Below are 21,097 nucleotides of genomic sequence, written 5' to 3' on the forward strand. Positions count from 1 at the left end.
GTCAGCTCTTCCGGCCGGTTCGGGCGGGGCCGGTCCCGGTCAGGGCGGCGATGGTGGCGGCGAGGTGGGCCACGTGCGGTTCCTCCATGATGGTCAGGTGGTCGCCGGGGACTCCGACGACGTCGATCCGGCCGCGGGTCATGCCGCTCCAGCCGTTGCGGGGGTCCTGGTGGCAGGTTCCGGCGGCGCGGTGCAGGTCGGCGAGGACGGCGGGCAGCGGTTCGGAGGCGCGGATCAGGGTGAGGTCCTGGTCCTCGAGCGGTGGCCGGTAGTCCAGCGTGGCCTGCCAGTTGGCCCGGTAGACGTCGAACAGGCGGCGGACGGCGGCCCCGGAGCTGCCGGCCGGCAGGATGCCCCGCTCGGCCGCGAGACGGGCCATGGCCGCGAACTTCTCCTCGCGTGGGCCCGGCCCGGCAGAGCCGGTCCCGGCGCCGTCGCCGGGCCGGAGCAGTTCGTGGCGGAACCAGCCGAGCAGGGCGTCGTCGCCGTGCGGGGCGCGTGGTCCCCGGTGCAGGGCGGTGGTGTCCAGCACCAGCAGGCGGGCCACCTCCTCGCCCGCCGCGCGCAGCCGGCGGGCCATCTCGAAGGCGACGAAGCCCCCGAACGACCACCCCCCGATGGTGTACGGGCCGTGCGGCTGCACGGTCCGCAGTGCGGTGAGGTACCGGGCGGCGAGTTCCTCGACGCTGCGCAGCGGTGTGGTGCCGGGGTCGGCTCCGGCGGCCTGGAGGGCGTGCAGCGGCCGGCCGTCGGGGAGGTGGCGGGCGAGGGCGAGGTAGCACAGCACGTTGCCGCCCATCGGGTGGACCAGGAACAGGGGTGGGCGAGTGCCCTGCGGGCGGATCTGCACCAGCGGGTCGTGGACGGCCCGCGCGCCGCGGTCGCGCAGCCGGGCCGCGAGGCCCGCGGGGGTGGGTGCGGCGATGAACTCGGCGAGCGGGAGGTGCACGCGGTAGCGCTGTTCGATCCTGACCACCAGCCGCATCACGGTGAGCGAGGTGCCGCCGAGGTCGAAGAGGCTGTCGTGGACCCCGACGGTGTCCAGCGACAGCACATCCGCCAGCATCTCGGTCAGGGCCCGCTCGTAGGCGTCGCGCGGCGCGGTGGCGGGGGCGCGGCCGGGTGCGGTGGGCGGGAGGCGGCGCAGGGCGGCGTCGTCGCGTTTGCCGCTGGGGGTCAGCGGCCACCGGGGGATCCACTGCAGGTGGGAGGGGACCTGGTGGTCGGGCAGGGTGGCGCGCAGCCGCTCGCGGATGCGGGCCAGGTCGTCGGCGGTGCCCTCGCCGAGGAGGAAGGCGGCGAGGACGGTCTCACCGTCGGCGCGCCGGCGGGCCACCACGGCGGCGTCGGCGAGGCCGGGGTGGCGGTCCGCCATTCCGGTGAGGGCGAGTTCGACCTCGGCGGGCTCGACGCGGAAGCCCCGTACCTTGACCTGGGTGTCCTCGCGTCCGAGGTGGACGAGGTCGCCGCCGGGTAGCGTCATGCCGAGGTCGCCGGTGCGGTACAGCCTGCGGTCCGGGTCGGCGCAGGGGTGCGGGAGGAAGCGCTCGGCGGTGAGGTCCGGGCGGCCCTCGTAGCCGTCGGCGAGGCAGCGGCCGCCGAGGTGGATGCTGCCGCGTGTACCGGCCGGGACCGGTCGCATCCGCTCGTCCAGGAGGTGCACCTCGGCGCCGTCGACGGGTCGGCCGATCGGTGGCAGCGCGGGGAAGCCCTCGGGGTCGCCGGTCATCGTGTACGCGGTGACCACGTGGGTCTCGGTCGGGCCGTACTGGTTCTCCAGCACGGCTCCCGGCAGGGCGGCGCACAGTGCGCGGATCTCCGGGGTGATGCGCAGCTGCTCGCCGCTGGTGATCACCACCCGCAGGGCCGGCGGGGTGAGGCCCAGCGCACGGGCGGCTTCGGCGAGTTGCTGGAGGGCCACCGGGGGGAGGAAGACCCGTTCGACGCGTTCGCGTCCGAGCAGGCGCAGCAGGGCGGCCGGGTCGCGCCGCTCGGCGTCGGGTGCGAGGCACAGGGTGCCGCCGGAGCAGAGCGTGGAGAGGATCTCCTGGAAGGAGACGTCGAAGCTGAGCGGCGCGTACTGCAGGGTCACCCCGCCGACGGCGGCGCTGGGCGCGCGGGTCTGCCAGTCGACCAGGCCGGCCAGGGCACGGTGCGGCATGGCGACGCCCTTGGGCGTTCCGGTGGAGCCCGAGGTGAACAGGAGGTACGCGGTGTTCCCGGTGTCCGGTCCGGGCGGGGCCGGGCCGTCCGGCGGCGCCGGTGCGGCGAGTGCCTCGGCGGGCAGCGGCAGCGCCGGATCGCCGGCGAGGTGCGCGTACGCGGGTTCGGTGACGACGCGGAAGGGCCGGGCCTGGGCCAGCATGGCGGCCAGCCGGGCCGCCGGGTAGCCGACGTCCAGCGGGACGGTGGCGCAGCCGGCCCGCAGGACGCCCAGCAGCACGGCGACGGCCAGCGGCGAGCGGTTCATGGCGATGCCGATCCGGGCGTTCGCCGGGGGGCCGAGGGCGTGCAGCCGCGCCGCCACGCGTTCCGCGGTGTCGGCCAGCCGGGCGTAGCTCCAGCGTTCGTCGCCCAGCACCAGGGCGGTGGCGTGCGGGGTGCGGGCGGCCTGTTCGGCGAAGCGGGCCGTCACGGTGGGGTGCGTGGTGGGGTGCGGCATGGGGTTCGCGGTGGGGTGCGCGGTGCGGGGGGCCACCGGCGGCGGGGCGGCGAGGAAGGCGAAGTCCGGTTCGGCGTGCGGCTGTTCCACCATGCGCCGCAGGATGCCGAGGTAGCCGGCGGCGAAGCTGTCTCCCTGTTCGGCGGAGAACGTCGTCCCGTCGCAGTCGATCCGCAGCCACATGCCGGTGCCGTCGGGTTCGGTGACGGCGTTCACCAGGAGCCGGAAGTCGCTCTCCTCCCAGCTGTGGAACTCGGCGAGCCGCAGGCCGGGCAGCGCGAGGACGGCGGCGAGCTGGTGAAAGTGCACGTAGTTGAACGCGGTGTCCAGGACGGGCCCGCCGTGGTCCTCCTGGATGGCGCTCAGCGGGTGGCGGCGGTGGGGGTGGCCCTCCCGTTCCTGGTGGAGGGCCTCGCGCGCGACGGCGAGCCAGCTGTCCCGTGCGGTGTCCAGGCGGACCGGCACGGTGTTGAGGAACAGGCCCGCGATCCGCTCCGCCCCGGGCAGCTCGGGCCGGCCGTGGGTGATCAGCCCGGTGGTGACGTCCCTGGTGCCGGCGAGCATCGCGAGCGTCAGGGCGTGCGCCGCGAGGAGGACGGACTTGACGGGCAGGGTGTGCTCGGCGGCGAGGCGCCGCACGCCCTCGACGAGGTCGGCGGGCAGGTCGACCCGGCGCGAGGCCGCCGGTCGGGCGGTGCCGGGCCGGTGCGGCGGGAAGGACTCGAGCGGCAGGGGCTCGTGGCCGGCCAGCTTCCGCCGCCAGTACTGCCGGGCCTGCGTCGACCGCAGGGCGGCCTGCTCCAGCCGTACGTGGGCGGCCGGTGACGGGAGCGCCGTGTCCTCGACCGGCTCGGCGCCGAGGCCCAGGCCGTGGGCGTAGTCCCGGAGCAGTTCCTGGAGCAGCGTGGCGACGCTGCCGCCGTCGAGCAGCGCGTGGTGGAAGCTGAGGACCAGGTCGACCGTGGCGGGCCGCAGGTGGGCGCGGAACAGGTACAGCGGCGCCCGGTCGAAGGCGTAGCGGTGGCGGCGCCGTTCCTCGATGTGGGCGCGTACCCGGGCCTCGGCGGCCCTACCGTCGAGCGGGCGCAGGTCGGCGATGTCCAGGCCGCCGTCCACCCGGGGGCGGACGACCTGCAGCGGTTCGGCGCCGGCCAGGTCGAAGGCGGAGCGCAGCGCCGGGTGCCGTGCCGTCAGCCGGTCGAAGGCGCGGCGGAACTGCGTCTCGTCCCAGGGCATGTCGAGGGTGTAGCGGAAGACGTCCCGGTATCGGGCCGAGCTCTCGTGCCGACGGCTGTGGTAGAGCAGGCCGAGCTGGAGCCGGGTCAGCGGGAAGGCGTCCCCGGCGTCGCCCAGCCGGGTCCGGTCGAGGTCGCTGACGAGGGCGAAGGGCTGCGGGAGGGCCTCGGGCGCGTGGCACTCCCGGGTGCGGGTGGCGAGGGCGGCCACCGTCGGGTGGCGCAGGAGGTCGGTGAGGGAGAAGGTCAGGCCGCGGGCCTCCGCCTCGGCGCGGACCCTGAGCATCAGGAGGGAGTCGCCGCCGAGGGCGAAGTAGTCCTCGTGGATCCCGACGGCCGGATGGCCCAGGACCCCGGCCCAGACCTCGGCCAGGACCGCTTCGGCCCGGTTGCGCGGCGGCCGGGCGTTTCCGGTGGCGTCCGGGGTGTCGTGCGGGCGGGGCAGCGCGTTGCGGTCGGCCTTGCCGCTGGGGGTCAGCGGCACGGCGTCGATCCGGGTGAAGGACGCCGGGACCATGACCGCGGGCAGCGCCCGGCCGAGGCGTTCGCGCAGCTCCGGTGCCCCGATCGGGGCGTGCGCGACGTAGTAGGCGGCCAGCACGGTCCCCCGGTCGGGGGTGGTGCGGCCGACCACGACGGCGTCCCGGACGCCGGGCACCGTGCGCAGCGCGGCGGCCACCTCGCCGGGTTCGACCCGGTGGCCGCGGATCTTGACCTGGTCGTCGAGCCGTCCGAGGTACTCCAGGGTGCCGTCGGCGAGCCACCGGGCCAGGTCGCCGCTGCGGTAGAGGCGGCCGCCCGGCGTGAACGGATCGTCGCCGAACCTCTCGGCGGTCAGCTCCGGGCGGCCGAGGTAGCCGCGGGCGACGCCGGCTCCGCCGATGCACAGTTCGCCGGCGGCCCCGACGGGTTGCGGCAGGTCGTCGGCGCCCAGGACGTAGAGTGCGGTGTTGTCGATCGGGCGGCCGATCGGTACCCGGGCGATGCCGTGCGCGGGGTCGCCCGGGCAGTCGTAGGACGAGACGTCGACGGTCGCCTCGGTCGGGCCGTACAGGTTGACCAGCCGGGGACCGGTGCCGTTCTCGCGGCGCCACCGGGCGGCCAGGCGGTTGAACTGCTCGACGCCGGCGGCGGGCAGGGCCTCGCCGCTGCAGAAGACGTACCGCAGCGACCGGACGGCCGCGCCGGCGGCGGGGTCCTCCAGCAGGTCGAGGAACGGGCCGAGCATCGAGGGGACGAAGTGCACGGCGGTGACCCGGTGTGCGCGGACGGCCTCCAGGACCTGGCGCGGGTCGCGGTGGCCGCCGGGCGGCAGCAGGGCCAGGGTGGCGCCCTCGGTGGCCCACCAGAACAGTTCCCAGACGGAGACGTCGAAGGAGACCGGTGTCTTCTGCAGCAGCACGTCCGACCGGCCGAGCGGGTAGCAGCGCTGCATCCAGGCCAGCCGGTTGACCACGCTGCGGTGCTCGACCATGACGCCCTTGGGCGCCCCGGTCGAGCCGGAGGTGTAGATGACGTACGCCAGGTCGCGGTGGGTGGCGGTCGGCCCGACCGGGTCCGCGCTGCCGTGCAGCAACTCCCCGGCGTGCAGCAGGTCCCCGGCCCGGCGCACGGTCGCGTCCCCGGGCGGCACGCCGGAGGCGTCGTCGTCGACGATCATCACCTTGGCCCGGCTGTCGTGCAGCAGGAACCGCACCCGCTCGGCCGGCAGGTCGGGGTCCACCGGTACGTACGCGCCGCCCGCCTTGAGCGTGCCGAGCAGGGCGGCCGGCAGGTCCGGCCCCCGCTGCATCATCACCGCGACCCGGTCGCCGGGGCCGACGCCGTGTGCCCGCAGGGCCCGCGCGACGCGGTCGGCCCGGGCGTCGAGCGCGGCGTAGGTCAGGGTGTCGCCGGAGGGTGCGACGACCGCGGTCCGCTGCGGGTGCCGGGCGGCCTGCGCCTCGAACAGTCCGTGCACGGTGGCGCGGTCTGCGCGGGGTACCCGCCGGCCGCGGGCCCGCCCGGCGGTGAGGTCCCGGTGCTCGGCGGGCGACAGCATGGGTACTTCGGCCAGTGGCCGGTCCAGCCGCGCGACGCCGTGTTCCAGGAGGGTCGTGAGGTGGTCGGCGAGCGCGGTGACGGGCGAGTCCCCGTCGAAGACGTCTCGGGCGTGGTCCAGGTCGACCCGGAGGTCGGGCGTGTCGTCGAAGGCGGACACCAGGACGCCCAGGGCGTGCTGGTCGTGCGAGGGAGCGCGCAGGGCCGTCCGCCGCACCAGGCCGCCGACCTGTTCCCGCCGGGACCAGTTCACGGCGGAGAGCGTCACGTCGAACAGCTGCCGCGGGCCGTGGCCGACCGCGGGCGCCTCCCGCAGGATGTCACCGAGCGAGAGCCGTTCGTGGCGCCGCAGCCGGCGGGTCGTGTCCTGGATCCCGGTGAGCAGGTCCCCGACGGTGCGGCTGCCCGGTGCCGCGATCCGCAGCGGCAGGGTGTTGGCGAACTGGCCGAGCACGCCCCGGTGGGGTTCGGAGGTCCGGTTGAGGAACGGGACGCCGAGGATCACCTCCTCGGTGCGGTGCACCCGCGTCAGATACGTGCCGAGCATCGCCGCCACGTACGTGAACGGCCAGAAGCCCGCCGCGCGGATCCGGCCGACGAGCGCGCCGTCGACCACGAACGAGTGGCGGCCGCGCTCCCCCGGGCCCTCCCCCCGGGTGCGCCCGAAGAGTGCCGGCGCGGCACCGCGCAGGTACTCCCGGTAGAAGGCCCGGTCGCGTTCGCCGTCCGCACCGGCGCGGTACGCGGCGTCCGGCCCGACGGACGCCAGCGGGGAGGGCGCCGCGGGAACGCTGCGCCGGGCACCGCCGTCCGGCGCCTGCCCGTACGCGTGGAGGATCTCGTGGCCGAGCCGGTCGAGGCTCCAGCCGTCGGCGACGATGTGGTGCGCCTTGACGTGCAGGTGGGTGACGTCCGGGCCCTCCAGCAGGAGCGCGGCCTCCACCAGCGGGCCGCCGGTGAGCGGCAGGGCGCAGGCCAGCGACCGGCGCATCCAGCGGGCGCAGGCGGCGCCCGGGTCGGGTTCGTGCGAGAGGTCGACCACGGTGACCGGGACCCGCTCCTGCGCCACCCGCTGGAACGGCACCCCCGCCCGGTCGGCGAACCGCAGCCGGAACGTCTCGTGGCGGTGCAGCACCAGCTCCGCGCAGGCGGCGAGCCGTTCGCGGTCGACGCTGCCGCGCAGGCGTTCGTGCAGGACGCAGTTGAACTGGGGTGACTGCGGCGCACGGGACCCGGCGGCCCACACGTCCTGCTGGTACGCCGTCAACCGGTGGAGGGTCTGCGGGTCGGTGCTCACGTGCGGGAAGGTCCTCCGAGCCGTACGGGGATCTCCCGGTGCCCGTTGAAGATCAGCGAGGGCAGCGGGACCAGCGAGGCGGGCGCGACGGCGAGTTCGAGGCGGGGGAACCGGGCGAACAGTGCCGCCAGCGCGGTCCGCCCTTCGAGGCGGGCGAGTTCGGCGCCCAGGCAGTAGGTGGGTCCGAGGCTGAACGCCAGGTGTTCGCGGGCGGTGGTGCGGGTGAGGTCGAAGCGGTCGGCGTCCGGGCCGTGCACGCCCGGATCGCGGCCGACCGCCGCGTAGTTGACGACCAGGGCCTCGCCGCGGGCGAAGGTCAGCCCGGTCGCCTCGTCGTGCAGGTCCTCGGTGGGGAAGCGCATCATGAAGCTGGCCACCGGGGCCTGGTGGCGCAGGGTCTCCTCGACGACCTGGTCCCAGCCGACCCGGCCGGAGACCGCCAGCGCCAGCTGGGCCGGGTGGGTGAGCAGGTTGACCACGGCGTGGTCCAGCAGGCCCGCCGTGGTGCCGTAGCCGGCGCCGAGGGTCATCCAGATGCTGTCGGCCAGCTCCCGCCGGTCGAGCTGCCCCGCGTGGTGGGCGGCGAGCAGGGCGCTGGTGACGTCGTCGCCGGGGTGCTCGGCCTTGGCCGCGAGCAGGTCCCCGAGGAGCTGCGCGGCCTCGGCCGCGTTGGCGGCGACCTGCTCCGCCGTCAGGTCGGTGCCGAAGACGGTGTCGTTGACGGCCTGGAAGCCGTCGTGCAGGGTCTCCGGCAGGCCCACCAGCGCGGTGACGGTCAGCCACGGCAGGCGCGCGGCGAAGTGCTCGCGCAGGTCCACCACCCCGCCGGGGGCGGCCGCGGCCGCCGCCTCGAGGCCGTCCAGCAGCCTGGCGGTGATCTCCTCGATCCATGGGGCGAGGGCCCGGACCCGGCGCGCGGTGAACGCGGGGACCAGCGGCCGCCGCAGCCTGCCGTGGTCGGGCCCGTAGGCGGTCTGGACGGTGCGGATGTCCATCCAGATCCGCAGCGGCCAGTCGGCGGGCAGGTCGCCGTCGAGGAAGGCGGGCCAGTGCCGGTGCGCGTCCTTGGACACCCGGGGGTCGACCAGCAGCCGCCGGACCAGCCCCGGGTCGGTCACCGACCAGGCCGGCACCCCGCCGGGCAGCTCGACGCGGGCGGCGGGTCCCAGCGCGCGCAGGGCCGCGGCTTCACCGTGGACATCGGCTGCGCCGCCGTCCAGCCGGTACGGACAGCGGTTCGAAGCGGGCGGGGCGGGCGGGGCGGACATGGCTCACGACCTCGGCGGCACTCGGCACTGGGCGGGACTCAGGGGCGGACGGCGGTCAGCAGGCCGTAGCGGAGCTGGGGAACGGCGAAGCACCACGCGCCCAGGTCGGCCGCCGTCTGCCACTCGCCCGCCGCCCTGCGGTCGGGATCGGTACGGGCGGCCTCCCGCCAGGCGTCGGTCATGCTGTCGTAGGAGCGCCGGACGTTCTCGGTGATGTCGGTGTGGTCCACCACCTTCAGCCCGGCCTCCCGCAGCAGCCGCCGGTAGAGGTCGCCGGTCAGCGCGAACTTGAAGAACGCCTGCGCGTCGGCCATCCGGGCCACGTCGGGGAGGTCGAGGTCACCGTCGAGGTGGTGCTCGGCGATGACGAGGCGGCCGCCGGGGCGCAGGACCCGCGCGAGGTGGCCGAGGGCCGCGGCCTTGTCCTTCATGTGCATCAGGGACTCGATGGCGTAGGCGCCGTCGAAGGTCTCGTCGGGGAAGGGGAGTTCCATGGCGTCGGCCAGCCGGAAGGAGGCGCGGCCGGGGAGGTCCAGCGGCTGCGGACGGCTGTTGGCCAGGTCGACCTGGTAGTCGCTGACGCTGACGCCGGTGATCTCCACGGCGTGGTGCGCGATGATCCGGGCCGCGGTGCTGCCGTGGCCGCACCCCACGTCGAGCAGGTGCTGCCCCTCGGCCGGGGCGAGGCGGTCGGTGACCAGGTCCGTCAGCCGGTCGGTCGCCTCGCGCATGGGGCTGGCGTCGGCCTCGTCGTCCCAGTAGCCGACGTGGATGTTGCCGCCGAGCGCACTGTCGTACACATCCGTGTGGCGGTTGTAGAAGGTCCCCACGTCGCCGGAGGTGTGGGGGTGCTGCGTCAGCATCGGATGGCCTTTCGCGGTGGGGTCGAGCCGCCCACGGCAGGGGTGCGGGGACGGGGAACACGTGGGTGGTGGGGAAGCCGGGGTGCCGGGGGCCGGGAAGCCGGGGGCCCGGGGGTCACCCGCCCGCCGGGACGGGGGTGCCGTCACCGGCGGGCGGGTGCTCCGGGCGGGTGCTCCCGGCGGGGCGGACGTACGGTCGCGGGACAGGTCACCCCCGCTGCACGCCCCCGACGGCGGCGCGGGGTGACGTCCTGTCACGCCCCCGCGGTGTCCGCTCGCGCGGGTCCGCTCAGACGTGCCCGAAGAACAGGCTGCCCGGTGCGTCCGGGTTGTTCGAGAGGAAGTGCTCACGCACCGCGCGGATGAACTCCTGGCGCGAGATCGCGCCGTCGCCGTCGGTGTCCAGCTTCATGAAGACGTCCATGGAGTCGGGCGCCTCGGTCCGCCACACGTCCCGCAGGAAGCGCTTGAACTCGTCCTTGCTGATCTCGTTGTCGCCGTCGACGTCGATCACGTCGAAGATGACGTGGCCGGCGCCGTCGGCCATGTTGAGCCGGCTGGTGTCGATGGACGCGAGGCGGTTGGCCATCACGAACTGGTCCTTGGTGAGCCGGTCCGTGTCCGCACCGGCGTGGCGCAGCAGTTCCAGCCAGTAGATCTGGCAGAAGGTCTGCAGGGCCCTGGCCCGGCGGTCGTCCTTGCCGAGCTTGTAGGCCTGGATGTAGCGGTCGGCGAGCTTCTGGTAGTCCGACCAGTCCACGTAGCCGTCGTTGTTGGCGTCCATGGTCTGGAACGTGCGCTCGAGTTTGACGGTGATGACGTCCTGGGTGGCTGTTGCCATGTCTCCTCCTCGGGGACGAAGGGGGTACCTGCCCGCAACCATGGCCAGCCGATCGTTAGTGCACTATCCGCCATGCCGGGCGGGCCGCGCCGTTCACCCCATCGAGTGAGGCCCGCCGGGTCACGGACGCGCCCGACCGGCTCCCGGCCCGAGCGTCCCGGATCTTCCCCCCGGCACCCCCTAGGGTGGGACCGGCCGAACCGGCCGTGGACGGACGACCCGGGCTGCCCACCGTCCGACGGGACCCGCCCGCGCGGAGCGGGCACACCGGCCCGCCGGCGGCACACGGCGGGCGCCCTGTCCACCGCACCGCCCCACGCCGCCCCGCACCGCCCCGAACCCGGAGGATTCACGTGTCCAAGTCGTCGGGTCCCGTACGACCGCAGGGCCGCGCCGTGGTCGTCACCGGCACCTCCTCGGGCCTGGGCCGGGCCTGCGCGCTCCACCTGGCGCGGGTCGGGTTCCACGTCCTGGCCGGGGTCCGCCGCCCCGAGGACGGGGAACGGCTGCGCGAGGCCGCGCCCGGACGGCTGACCCCGCTGGTGGTCGACGTGACGGAGGAGAAGTCGGTCCGGTCCGCCGCGGACGAGGTCGCCGGACTCCTCGGCGGATCCGGGCTGTGGGGGCTGGTCAACAACGCGGGCATCGCCGTCACGGCCCCCCTCGAGTGCGTGCCGGGCGAACTCCTGCGCCGCCAGCTGGAGACCAACGTCACGGGCCAGCTGCTGGTGGTCCAGGGCTTCCTGCCGCTGCTGCGGGCCGGTACCGGACGGATCGTCAATGTGACCTCCGGCCTCGGGAACGTCGCGATCCCCTACCTCGGTGCCTACGCCGCCGCCCAGTTCGCCAAGGAGGCGCTCAGCGACGCGCTGCGGCGCGAGCTCGCCCCGCAGCGGATCGCGGTCTCGGTGGTCCAGCCGGGCGCCGTCCTGACGCCGATCTGGGACAAGATGCACGAGGCGGGCGCCCTGGCGCTGGACAGCGCCCCCGAGGCCGTCCGGGCGCTCTACCAGGACACGTTCCCGCAGTTCATGGCGGCCAACGCGGCCCAGGCCCGGACCAGCCGCACGACCGCCGACGACGTCGCCCGGGTGGTCTTCCGCGCCCTGGTCGCCGAGCGCCCGAGGACCCGCTACGGCGTCGGCCGGGACGCAACCGGCAGCCGGGTGCTGGCCAGGCTGCTGCCCGACCGGGCGATCGACCGGATCCTCGGCCGCATCGTCACCACCGGTACCGCCACCCGCTGACCACCGCCCACCCGCCCGACCATCCACCGGAGAGGGACCCGCATGACCACGCCCCAGGCACTCGAGGACCTGTTCAGGTACGGCCTGGACCTGCTGTCGGACGGCAGGATCGAGGAGTGGGTCGACGGCTTCACCGAGGACGGCGTGCTCGAATTCCCGTACCCCGCCTGGGGACTCCCCACCCGGTTCCAGGGCCGGGCGGCACTCCTCGCCCAGATGACCGTCTTCCGCGAGCAGCTGAAGGTCACCTTCTCCGAACCCGACTTCTACGCCGCCACCCAGGACGGCGACGCCGGCCTGCTGGTCGCGGCCTTCACCGGCGAGTGCACCCTGATCGCCACCGGCGGCCACTACCGGCAGACCTACCTGTCGGTGGTGCGCTACGAGCGGGGCCGGATCGCCCTCTTCCGCGACTTCTGGAACCCGTGGGCGGTGATGGAGGCCGCCGGCGGCGAACTCGCCTGGAAGCAGCTCCTCCCCACGATGGCACGGAGCTGAGCCCCGAAGGGGTGGCTAGCGGAAGAACTGCTCCAGGTACTCCCGGTGCAGCGGGGTCGGCCCGTCACCGGTCGGTTGCCTTTCGCCCAGGACGAGGGCGGTGACCCGGGCCAGGGTCCGGGCCATCGGCTGGCGGGTCCCGGCCCCGCCGAGTCCGGTGGGGCCGAAGCCCGGGACGCAGTTGAAACGGTCGCCGCCGCGGGTGAACAGGACGCCGTAGTCCATCTCCCCGCCGCGCCGGTTCGCCACGGTGTACCGGACGACCCGGTACTCCGGCAGTTCGGCGTACGGGATCGTGCGCAGCGGCCGCGCGCTACGGATCCGGACCACCAGGTCGTGCGGGCCGAACGCCATCAGCGAGCCGGTCCGGAGGATCCCGGCCCGCCCCCAGACGGCCAGCAGCCCGTCGAGCGAGCGGAGTTCCAGGGCGCGCCGGTACTCGGCCCTCATCATCGAGTACTCGAGGTCGTGCGGCAGGGACAGCCGGCAGTCGGCCGCCGCGTCGGCCAGGATCGCGCTCAGCGCGTCCCTGAACAGCCGCGCGGCGGCGTCGCTCGCGCCCGGGTGGGAGGACAGCGCGTAGGCCTGCGGCCAGCAGGCGGAGAGGTGGTGGACGGAGGTCGCGTAGGCGTCCCCGGCCTCGTCGTCGCTGCTGGCGACGACCAGCATCCCGGCGACCGTGTCCCCGCGGCCGGGACCGCCGTCGACGAGGACCGGCCCGCCGCTGTAGCCGGGCTGGGTGCGCAGCGCGGACTCGGCCGCCCGGTCGATCTGGAGGGCGCCCATCCCGACCCGTCCGCGCAGCCTCGCCGTGGCCCAGGCGCCGTGCTCCCTGCGGGGCGGGCTGCCCGGGAATCCGTACAGCGAGACGGCCTGATCGCGTGGTTCGCCGCGGAACCACTGCGCGCGGGCGCTGCCGGGCGGCGGGTCGCCGTCCAGCAGCAGACCCGCCACGTCGGCCCCGATCAGGCCCTTCTCCGGGGGCGGTGACCAGGAGACGACGCGCGCGCCGGGCCGCGCCCCGCCGGCGTCGTCCAGCAGCGGGAACGTCACCGGGACGGGCTGGTCGGCCGACGGCCGTTCCTGCGCCCGCTGGGGCCGGCCGAGGGCGGTGTTCACCACGTGGGCGCAGGTGAGGATCTGCCGTCGGCCGACCAGGAAGCCGACCCCGGCGGGGCTCTCACCCGTCGTTCGCCCGATCCGGACGATGAACTGCTCGCGCCTACTCGCCGCCACCGGACCTGTCCCAGGACATCCGGACCACGATGTTGGCCTCGGCCGTGCCCTTGGCGAAGATCACGCCGCTCTCGCCGCCGACCTTGATGCCGAACTCGATCTCCACCGCGTCCGGGGAGGCCGCCGACAGCGAGCGCCGGATGTCGGCCACCGCCGGGCGGAGCGTGTCCAGGGCGGACACCAGGCTCTCCCGGGCCCGTACGGTCAGCCCGGCCTCCCCCTCGGAGGCGAGCCGGAGGTCCTCCGAGAGGTCCGCCTGCTCGACCTCGAACACCACGGCCCGGCCGCCTTCGACCGGCACCTCGAGCAGCTTTCGCGCCATCGCCCCACCCTCACTCTGCGCAACGTGCCGCCACCCTAGGGCAGTTGCCGACGAACCGTCAGGCGTTCGCCGGCAGCGGCCGGTCGACGGCGCGGGCAGCCGGCGGGCTCAGCGGCCGAGGAACGGGACGAGCGCCGCGAGGAGTTCGGCGGGCGCGTCCAGCGCGATGAGGTGGGCCGCCGTGGGGAACTCGACCAGCTCGGCGCCGGGGATCGCGGCGGCGTAGCGGCGGGCGATGTCCTGGAAGTCGGGGACGTCGAGGCCTCCGATCCCGACCAGCGTGGGGACGTCGATCGCCGCGAGGTCGCCGCGCGGGCCGCCCTGGGAGTGCGCGCCGACGGTGTCCTGGTTGACCAGCGAGGTCCGTACCGGGTCCCGGAGTTGCTCGGCCAGCCCGGGGGCGACGTCCGCCCAGCCGCGGGCCGGGCCGCGCAGCCACATGTCCAGGTTCACCCGGACCGCGGCATCGAGGTCGCCCGCGGCCAGGGCCGCCGTCTCGGCCTCGTCGTACGCGATCATCCCGGCCGACCAGTCGTAGCCGGGCCACGGCGGGGCGAGCAGCGCGAGGGACCGCACCCGGTCCGGGTGGGCGAGCGTGAAGTCGGCGGCCACCCGGCCGCCCCAGGAGGCGCCGACCAGCCGGACCTGCCGGTGGCCGAGATGGTCCAGCAGTCGGCCGAGGTCGTCGGTCTCCCGGAACGGGCCGGTCGGGGGCGCGGATTCGCCGAAGCCGCGCAGGTCGTAGCGGATGACGGTGTGGTGCTCGGCGAGGGCGGGCACCACACCGTCCCACATCCGGTGGTCGGCGACGCCGGCGTGCACGAGGACGAGGGGCGGGCCCTCACCGGCGACGGTGTACGAGAGGTGGCCGAGGTCGTCGGCGAGAGTGATCATCCGCAGATGGTCGCAGGTCGCAGCGGTGGGCGCCACCGCATTGAGGTGCCGCTCAGTGGGTGTGGGCGGCGTCCAGGATGAGATCGGTGACGACCTCCGGGTGGGAGACCATCGCGACGTGGGAGGAGTCGATCTCGACGGTCGTGGAGTGGGCGCGCTCGGCCTCGAAGCGTTCCAGCTGGGCGCCCAGCGCCTTGTCCTGGCGGGCCACCAGCGCCCAGGAGGGAATCGTGTGCCAGGCCGCCGCGGTGGCGGTGTCGGCAAACGCCGAGGCGCTGATGGGGCGCTGGGTCGCGGCCATCACCGAGGTGGTGTTCTCCGGCAGGTCGGCGGCGAAGACCTGGCGGAACTTGTCGGGCTTGATGTACAGGTCGGTGCCCGAGGTGCCGTCCGCGTTGCTGAACGGCACCGGCTGCAGGGCCGGCCCGAGTTCGGTGTCCGGGAATCGGGCGGCCAGTTCGCCGATCACCTCGCCGGTGTCGGGGACCAGCGCGGCGATGTAGACGAGCGCCTTGACGGCGGGGTTCCCGGCGGCGGCGGTGCTGATCACGGCGCCGCCGTAGGAGTGCCCGGCGAGCACGATCGGCCCGTCGATGCTCGCCAGCACGCTCGCGATGTACGTGGAGTCCTGGGCGAGACCGCGCAGCGGGTTGGCGGGGGCGACCACGCGGTAGCCGGCGCACTGCAGCCGCTCCACGACGCCGTTCCAGCCGGAGGCGTCGGCGAACGCCCCGTGCACCAGCACCACGGTCGGCTTCGGCCCTTCCGGGTGCCGGTCCGCGGCTCCGGCGGGCGTGGCGGCGGTGAGCGCGGTGGTGAGGGCGGTGGCGGCGAGCAGGGCGGCGGCGGCCACCCACGGGCGGCGGGGGCGGACGGGCGGGGTCATGGCCATGGTGCTGGGTCTCCTGGGGAGGGGCGGGAACAGCGGGAGATCCCAGCCTCTCGGAGCGCCGGGGGCGGGGCGAGCCGCGCCGACCGCCCGGGTGACGGGCCCGGGACGGCCCGGCCGGCAGGTGTCAGGCGTCGTCCGCCTCCAGCGGCTGTTCGGCCCAGATGGTCTTCCCCCGGCCGGTCGGGCGCACGCCCCAGCGGTCGGTGAGCTGGGCGGTGATGAACAGGCCGCGTCCGTGCTCGTCGCTGTCGAGCGCGCGGCGCAGCTGGGGGGCGGTGCTGCTGTCGTCGGTGACCTCGCAGATCAGCGCGTGGTCGCGGATCAGGCGCAGGTCGATCGGGCCGTCGGCGTAGCGGACGGCGTTGGTGATCAGCTCGCTGGCGATCAGCTGGGTGGTGTCGGCGAGGGTGTCGAGGGACCAGGCCGCCAGCTGGTCGCGGATCAGCTTCCGTGCTTCGGAGACGACCTGCGGCCGGTTGTCGAGGGTCCAGGACACGGTGTGGCGGCGGTCGAGCTGGTGGGTGCGCGCGAGCAGCAGGGCGGCGTCGCGCCGGGGGCGGGCCGGGGCGATGGCGGCGAGGACGGCGTCGCAGATCTCCTGCAGCGGCGGGGTGGGACCGGCCGGGATGGGGGGCAGCAGGTCGAGCGGGAGGCGGTGGGCGGGGCCGTCGGCGGGGAGCAGGGCGGTGGTGTGCAGGAGCAGGGTGGCGCCTTCGGGCAGGACGCGTTCGGCGAGCGGGTAGTGGGCGATGCCGCGGCCGAGGGCCGGTCCCCGGGGCATCTCCAGGTGTTCGGTCGCGCCGCTCGCGTGGGCGAGGACCGGGAGGCTGTGGCCGGCGTTGGCCATGGTGCACAGCCGGGTGACGGGGTCGTAGATGAGGTAGAGGCAGGTGGCGGTCGCGGGGGTGTCGAAGGCGGGGCGGACGCCGCCCGGTTCTGGGTCGTGTTCGGGGCCGTTGGCCAGGTCGTGGAGCCGGTGGAGGATCTCGTCGGGGGCGAGGTCGAGGTCGGACAGGGCGGCGAGGGCGGCGCGCAGTTCGCCCATGGCCTGGGCGGCGTCGGAGGACTTCCGCCCGGTGGTGTCGCCGGCGACCAGGGCGACCCTGGCGCCGGAGAGCGGGATGACGTCGACGAAGGCGCCGCCGAACGCTGCCGGGAGGTAGGCGCCGGCGGTGTCGGCGGCGGCTCCGGTGAGCTCCGGGGGCCGGTGCGGGTGGGCGCGCAGGATCCGGGCGGCGGAGTGTTCGCGCTGGTAGAGGCGGGCGTTGTCGACGGACAGGGCGGCCCTGGAGGCGAGCAGTTCGGCGACGGCCAGGTCGGCGCGGCCGAACGGGACCTGGTTGTGCCAGCGGTAGAAGCTGACCAGGCCGAGGACGACGCGGCGGGCGCGCAGCGGGACGACCATCATCGAGTGGACGCCGGCCGCGAGCAGCCGGGCGTCGCGCGGGCGGGCGGGGTCGAGCCAGTGGGTGCGGGGCCCCATCCGCCGGATCAGCCGGGGACGCAGGCCGGTGAGGACGTCCGAGTGCGGGGTGCCGTCGGGGTAGGTGTCGACCTCGCCGACCCGGGGCACGCCCTCGCGGTGGTGGGCGGCCACCGTGCGGAAGCCCGCGCGGCGCATGGTGGCGTTGCCGCGGCAGGCGCCGGCCGGTGCCGCGTCCCCGCGCAGGACGAGGTCGAGGACGTCCACGGCGGCGCTGTCCGCGAGGCCGGGGAGCGCGAGGTCGCACAGTTCCTGCGCCGTGCGGAAGATGTCGAGCGTCGTCCCGACCGTGCCCGCGGCCTTCTCCAGCAGGCGCAGGCGCTCCTCGGCGCGGGTGCGTTCGGTGATGTCGGTGAGCGAGGTGGCCAGGCCGAGCACCGTGCCGTCGCTGCCCTCGAGCCGGAATCCGGAGACGGACACCACGGCCTCGACGGCGGGGTCGGGGCCGGCGATGTGCAGGCGCAGGTCGAGGACGGGGGTGCCGGTCTCCAGGATCTCGCGGGCCAGTGCCTCGACCTCGTCCGGGGAGGGGACCTGGAAGGCGGTGAGGATGTCCCAGAGCGGTCGGCCGAGCATCTCGTGGATGCGGAAGTCGTTGATCCGGTACGCGGCGGTGTTGACCCGTACCAGCCGCAGCCGGGGGTCGAGGACGTGCAGGCCGACCGGCGACTGGGTGAACAGCGCGTCGAGGACTGCGGCGTCCACACCACCCGGTCCGGGGACGGGGTGCGGGTGGGGGCTCACGGTGCTCCGCTCTCGTCGGGACGGGTGGTGCGACTCGTCCCCGGGCACCCGGGGCGCGGGCGCGGCGGGGCCGCCCGCCCGTGGCCCCAGCCTGGGCCCGCGCCCGGGGCGCGGCGATCCGGCTGGGCCGATCAGGCGAGCGCCGGGGAGCCCCGGTCCGGGCGGCGGCGGAGCCGATGCCCGCTCAACCGGCCCGCCGCCCGGTCCGCGGGCCCCCGGACCGCCGAACTCGGCGCGTACGGTGGCACGTTGTGCGGCTCGGCCGGAGGGCCCGCGACCTGCGGATCCCCCGGGTGCAGGGTGACATGAACCGGTCGTTATAGTCTCATCAGCCTCCCCCTGGGCCGCGGTCGCGGGCGGGTCGCTGTCTCACCGGAACGGGGCCGGTGGGGTGCTGTCGGCACGCCCTGCCGCCATGTCCCGAACTCCCGAACAGTGCGTCGACCATCCGGGAGTACCGAAGATGACCCGCTCCACCAGCCGCCACTGCGCCGCCGTCGCCGCGGCCACCACCGGCGCCCTCCTGCTCGGCGCCTGCGGTACCGGCGGCGGCCAGGACTCGCTCCACGACCGGCTGCCCGAGGCGATCCGCAAGGCCGGCGTGATCCGGGTGGGCGGGTCGTTCACCGCGGCACCGGTGATCTTCAAGAACGCCCAGGGCGTGGCGGACGGCCTGGACCCGGACGTCGCCGCCGCCCTGGAGAAGTCGCTGGGCGTCAAGTTCGAGTTCCAGGACGTCGGCCCCTTCGCCAACGTGCTGCCCGGGCTGCTGGACAAGAAGTACGACATCGGGCTCTCCGGCATCACCGACACCCGCGAGCGCCAGCAGGGCGTCGACAAGAACAACAAGCAGGTCAACGAGGGTGTCGACTTCGTCGACTACTTCATGGCCGGGATCGGCATCGTCGTCGCCAAGGGCAACCCGCAGCGGATCGCCGGCCTCGACGACATCTGCGGGAAGTCCGTGGCGGTCAAGAAGGGCACCATCCACGACGACCTCGCCGCCCGGCAGCAGAAGGCCTGCGAGCACCTCGGCAAGCCGCTGAAGGTCCAGCAGACCGACGCCGACGCGGACGCCCTGGCCAGTCTCCACGCCGGCCGCGCCGACGCCTACCTCACCGACTACCCGAAGGCGCTCTACAACGCCCAGACCGTCGACGGCGGGCAGAGCTACGAGGTCGCCGGGGCGCAGCTCCAGCCCCGGCCCTACGGGATCGCCGTCCGCAAGAGCGACACCCAGCTGCGCGACGTCCTGACCAAGGCGGTCAACACCCTCGTGGTGAACGGCACCTACGACGCGATCCTGGCGAAGCGCCAGCTGACCGCGGGCGCGGTGCAGAACTCGGTCGTCAACGGCGGCAGCTGACCGTCCCGGGCCGGGAGAGGCCCGGCACCCAACGATCCGGGCCCGGCCGTCGGGGGGACGCGGCCGGGCCCGGGGACCAGGGCGAGGGGGACGGCCGCTGCCGTCCCCGACCTCGCCCCCTCACGGTACGCCCCGCCCGCCCGGAGCCCGGCGCGACACGCCCGCGCGCCGGTCGCCTTCCGCCGCGGGCGCCGGCGTCGGTGCCGTCTGCGTCGGCGCCGCGTGTGTCGGTTCCGCTTGCGTCAGTGCAGGGCGAGGTCGGGCGGGTCGGGTTCGTTGACGTCCACCACCAGCGCGGTCATCGGCACGCACAGCTGGAGCCGGCCGGCGACGGTGGCGGCCGCCCGCCCGATCGGTTCGTCGGCGGCCGCCGCCGCGTACTGGCCGAGCAGCGCGATGGCCGCCTCCAGCAGGAGCTCGTCCACCCGCGCGGCCGGCGCCTTGCGGCCGGCACCCCCGGGCGGGTGCAGGACGGCGGCGGCGAGGCGGTCACGGTCAGCACGCCCAAGTCTCGTTGTCATACGAACCACCTTGGCCGCGCCCGGCCCCCGTCGCCATCGCCCGCACCCGTCCGGGTCCCGCCCGGCTCCCCCGCACCGGCCCCGGGCCAGCCCGGCGGGGATGCCGGGAGCCGGAGGCGGTGGAAGCATGGACGGGCGGGTCCCGCCCGCGCCCGTGCGGCCCCCGGAGCGCGGCGAGCCGCCCGTCCGGCGCCGCCGGCGGCGACCAGCAGTGACGAGCACCGGAGGACGCCATGCGGACCGACACCCGTCACCACCCCGGATTCGCGGTGGCCCGCTGCTCACTGGCGCCCGGCGAGACGCTCACGGCGCAGTCCGGGTCGATGTACGCGTGCAGTGCGGGCATCGAGGTGGACGCGAAGTCGAGCGGCGGGATCCTGGCGGGTCTCAAGCGCGCCGCGGTCGGCGGCAGCTCGCTGTTCCTCAGCCACTTCACGGCGCAGGGCGAGGGCTGCTGGGTCGACCTGGCGCACCGGCTCCCGGGTGACGTGGTGGCCGTGGACGTCACCCCGGACCAGCCGCTGCAGGTCACCCAGGGCAGCTGGCTGGGGTGCTCGCCCGGGGTGGAGCCGCAGACCAAGTGGGCGGGCATGCAGAACCTGTTCGGCGGCGAGGGCGGTTTCACGCTGCGGATGGACGGCGCCGGCAGCGCCGTGCTCGGGTGCTACGGCGCGCTGGACGCCCTCGTGCTGGCGCCCGGCGAGCAGGTCACCGTCGCCACCGGGCACATCGTCGCCTACGACAGCAGCACCACGCTGGCGGTCCGCCGGCTCGCGGCCGGGCGCACCATCCGCTCGCTGAAGACCGGCCAGTTCCTGGTCTGCGACTTCACCGGTCCCGGACGGGTGTTCCTGCAGACCCGCAACCCGAAGGCGCTGGTGTCGTTCGTCCAGGAGTCGCTGCCGAAGCCCGACGCCGAGGGCGTTCAGGTGTCGGACGGCGGCTGAGCGGCGGGCGGCCGGATCAGTGCTGCCACGTGGTCGGCGACCAGGTCCAGGATCTCCGCGGCGCCCGCCGGGTCGCCGAGCACCAGGTAGTTCAGCGTCAGACCGTCCGTCATGGCGGCCAGGTAGCGGGCCAGGACCGGGACCGGGACGGCGAGCCGGAGGCCGGTCGCGGCGCGCAGCTGTTCGAGGAGTTCGGCGTAGGTGGCGCAGTACAGCTCGTACTGGCGGCGCGCCAGGTGCTCGAAGCCGGGCTGGCGCAGTGCGTACTGGGTGAGTTCGTAGGTGAGGTTGTGCTCGCCGGGGCTCGCGGCGACGTGGTCCCAGTAGGCCTGGAACCCGGCGCGGACGGTGTCGCGCAGGGAGCCGGGGCGCGGGCGGATCGCCTCCCGGACCCTCGCCACCGAGTGCTCGGTGATCGCCTCGATCACCGATTCGAGCAGGGCCTGCTTGGAGTCGAAGCAGTAGTGGAAGACGCTCAGCGACACGCCCGCCTCGGCGGCGATCGACCTGGTGGTGGTCCGCGGGACCCCGTCGCGGGTCATCGCGCGGATCGCGGCCTCGGTCAGCTGGCGTCTGCGCTCGGCCGACGGCATCCGTGTCATCAGGGCTTCCCTCCACCGGGGTGCGGTCACGCCCGGGCCGTCCGGGCGGACGGCCCGGGCGGGGGGGGGGGGGGGGGGGGGGGGGGGGGGGCGGCGGTGGGCTGCATGGGTAGCTAGGCTGTGGAGCCAAACAACAAAA

The 21,097-nt window shown here is 75.0% G+C and carries 15 protein-coding genes; 4 read left to right on the top strand and 11 right to left on the bottom strand.

Annotated elements, in window-relative coordinates; all coding sequences use genetic code 11:
• Nucleotide 1: 1 nt before the first annotated feature.
• The 4 genes from AC2TEW_RS22900 to AC2TEW_RS22915 all read right to left on the bottom strand — a co-directional run bounded on the left by AC2TEW_RS22900 (nt 2) and on the right by AC2TEW_RS22915 (nt 10,206).
• Nucleotides 2-7,234, bottom strand: a complete 7,233-nt coding sequence (locus tag AC2TEW_RS22900) for a non-ribosomal peptide synthetase (protein ID WP_484625200.1) — start codon at nt 7,232-7,234, stop codon at nt 2-4.
• A complete protein-coding gene (locus AC2TEW_RS22905) occupies nt 7,231-8,502 on the bottom strand; it encodes a cytochrome P450 family protein (protein WP_484625201.1) in 1,272 nt (423 codons plus the stop codon). Before AC2TEW_RS22905 ends, AC2TEW_RS22900 begins: the two co-directional genes overlap by 4 nt.
• A gap of 38 nt (nt 8,503-8,540) precedes the next feature.
• The gene (locus AC2TEW_RS22910) at nt 8,541-9,365 is read right to left on the bottom strand and encodes a methyltransferase domain-containing protein (protein ID WP_484625202.1); all 825 of its coding nucleotides are present in this window, start codon (nt 9,363-9,365) and stop codon (nt 8,541-8,543) included.
• Between the two features lie 289 nt (nt 9,366-9,654).
• Nucleotides 9,655-10,206 (bottom strand): EF-hand domain-containing protein, encoded by a 552-nt coding sequence (locus tag AC2TEW_RS22915; RefSeq protein ID WP_484625203.1) that lies wholly within the window; start codon nt 10,204-10,206, stop codon nt 9,655-9,657.
• A gap of 353 nt (nt 10,207-10,559) precedes the next feature.
• On the opposite strand from AC2TEW_RS22915, the gene AC2TEW_RS22920 reads away from it, so the two are divergent.
• Both AC2TEW_RS22920 and AC2TEW_RS22925 read left to right on the top strand, forming a co-directional pair.
• Nucleotides 10,560-11,453, top strand: a complete 894-nt coding sequence (locus tag AC2TEW_RS22920; protein ID WP_484625204.1) for an SDR family NAD(P)-dependent oxidoreductase — start codon at nt 10,560-10,562, stop codon at nt 11,451-11,453.
• 42 nt (nt 11,454-11,495) lie between these two features.
• Entirely contained in the window at nt 11,496-11,951 is a 456-nt protein-coding gene (locus tag AC2TEW_RS22925) for a nuclear transport factor 2 family protein (RefSeq protein WP_484625205.1), read from the top strand.
• Between the two features lie 15 nt (nt 11,952-11,966).
• Here the strand turns inward: AC2TEW_RS22925 and AC2TEW_RS22930 are convergent, their stop codons facing one another.
• The 5 genes from AC2TEW_RS22930 to AC2TEW_RS22950 form a co-directional block, all read right to left on the bottom strand.
• Nucleotides 11,967-13,187, bottom strand: coding sequence for a trypsin-like serine peptidase (locus AC2TEW_RS22930; RefSeq protein WP_484625206.1), 1,221 nt, complete (start codon nt 13,185-13,187; stop codon nt 11,967-11,969).
• Nucleotides 13,174-13,509 (bottom strand): CU044_2847 family protein, encoded by a 336-nt coding sequence (locus tag AC2TEW_RS22935; protein ID WP_484625207.1) that lies wholly within the window; start codon nt 13,507-13,509, stop codon nt 13,174-13,176. The genes AC2TEW_RS22930 and AC2TEW_RS22935 overlap by 14 nt, the downstream gene beginning before the upstream one ends.
• 108 nt (nt 13,510-13,617) lie before the next feature.
• Nucleotides 13,618-14,403 carry an alpha/beta fold hydrolase gene (locus tag AC2TEW_RS22940; protein WP_484625208.1) on the bottom strand — a complete coding sequence of 262 codons (786 nt, stop codon included), beginning with the start codon at nt 14,401-14,403 and terminating at the stop codon, nt 13,618-13,620.
• Nucleotides 14,404-14,455: 52 nt separating this feature from the next.
• Entirely contained in the window at nt 14,456-15,295 is an 840-nt protein-coding gene (locus tag AC2TEW_RS22945) for an alpha/beta fold hydrolase (protein WP_484625209.1), read from the bottom strand.
• A gap of 124 nt (nt 15,296-15,419) precedes the next feature.
• A complete protein-coding gene (locus AC2TEW_RS22950; RefSeq protein WP_484625210.1) occupies nt 15,420-17,483 on the bottom strand; it encodes an ATP-binding SpoIIE family protein phosphatase in 2,064 nt (687 codons plus the stop codon).
• A 502-nt stretch (nt 17,484-17,985) separates the two neighbouring features.
• On the opposite strand from AC2TEW_RS22950, the gene AC2TEW_RS22955 reads away from it, so the two are divergent.
• Nucleotides 17,986-18,888, top strand: coding sequence for an ABC transporter substrate-binding protein (locus AC2TEW_RS22955; protein ID WP_484625211.1), 903 nt, complete (start codon nt 17,986-17,988; stop codon nt 18,886-18,888).
• Nucleotides 18,889-19,130: 242 nt separating this feature from the next.
• Here the strand turns inward: AC2TEW_RS22955 and AC2TEW_RS22960 are convergent, their stop codons facing one another.
• Nucleotides 19,131-19,409, bottom strand: a complete 279-nt coding sequence (locus AC2TEW_RS22960) for a hypothetical protein (RefSeq protein ID WP_484625212.1) — start codon at nt 19,407-19,409, stop codon at nt 19,131-19,133.
• A gap of 233 nt (nt 19,410-19,642) precedes the next feature.
• Between AC2TEW_RS22960 and AC2TEW_RS22965 the strand changes: the two genes are divergently transcribed.
• Nucleotides 19,643-20,356 (top strand): TIGR00266 family protein, encoded by a 714-nt coding sequence (locus AC2TEW_RS22965; protein WP_484625213.1) that lies wholly within the window; start codon nt 19,643-19,645, stop codon nt 20,354-20,356.
• Here the strand turns inward: AC2TEW_RS22965 and AC2TEW_RS22970 are convergent.
• Nucleotides 20,335-20,958: a TetR/AcrR family transcriptional regulator gene (locus AC2TEW_RS22970; protein WP_484625214.1), complete on the bottom strand. Its 624-nt coding sequence runs from the start codon at nt 20,956-20,958 to the stop codon at nt 20,335-20,337. The two genes, AC2TEW_RS22965 and AC2TEW_RS22970, sit on opposite strands and share 22 nt — an antisense overlap.
• Nucleotides 20,959-21,097: the final 139 nt, after the last annotated feature.

The organism is Kitasatospora sp. NEAU-CNBT7 (genome assembly GCF_057220535.1).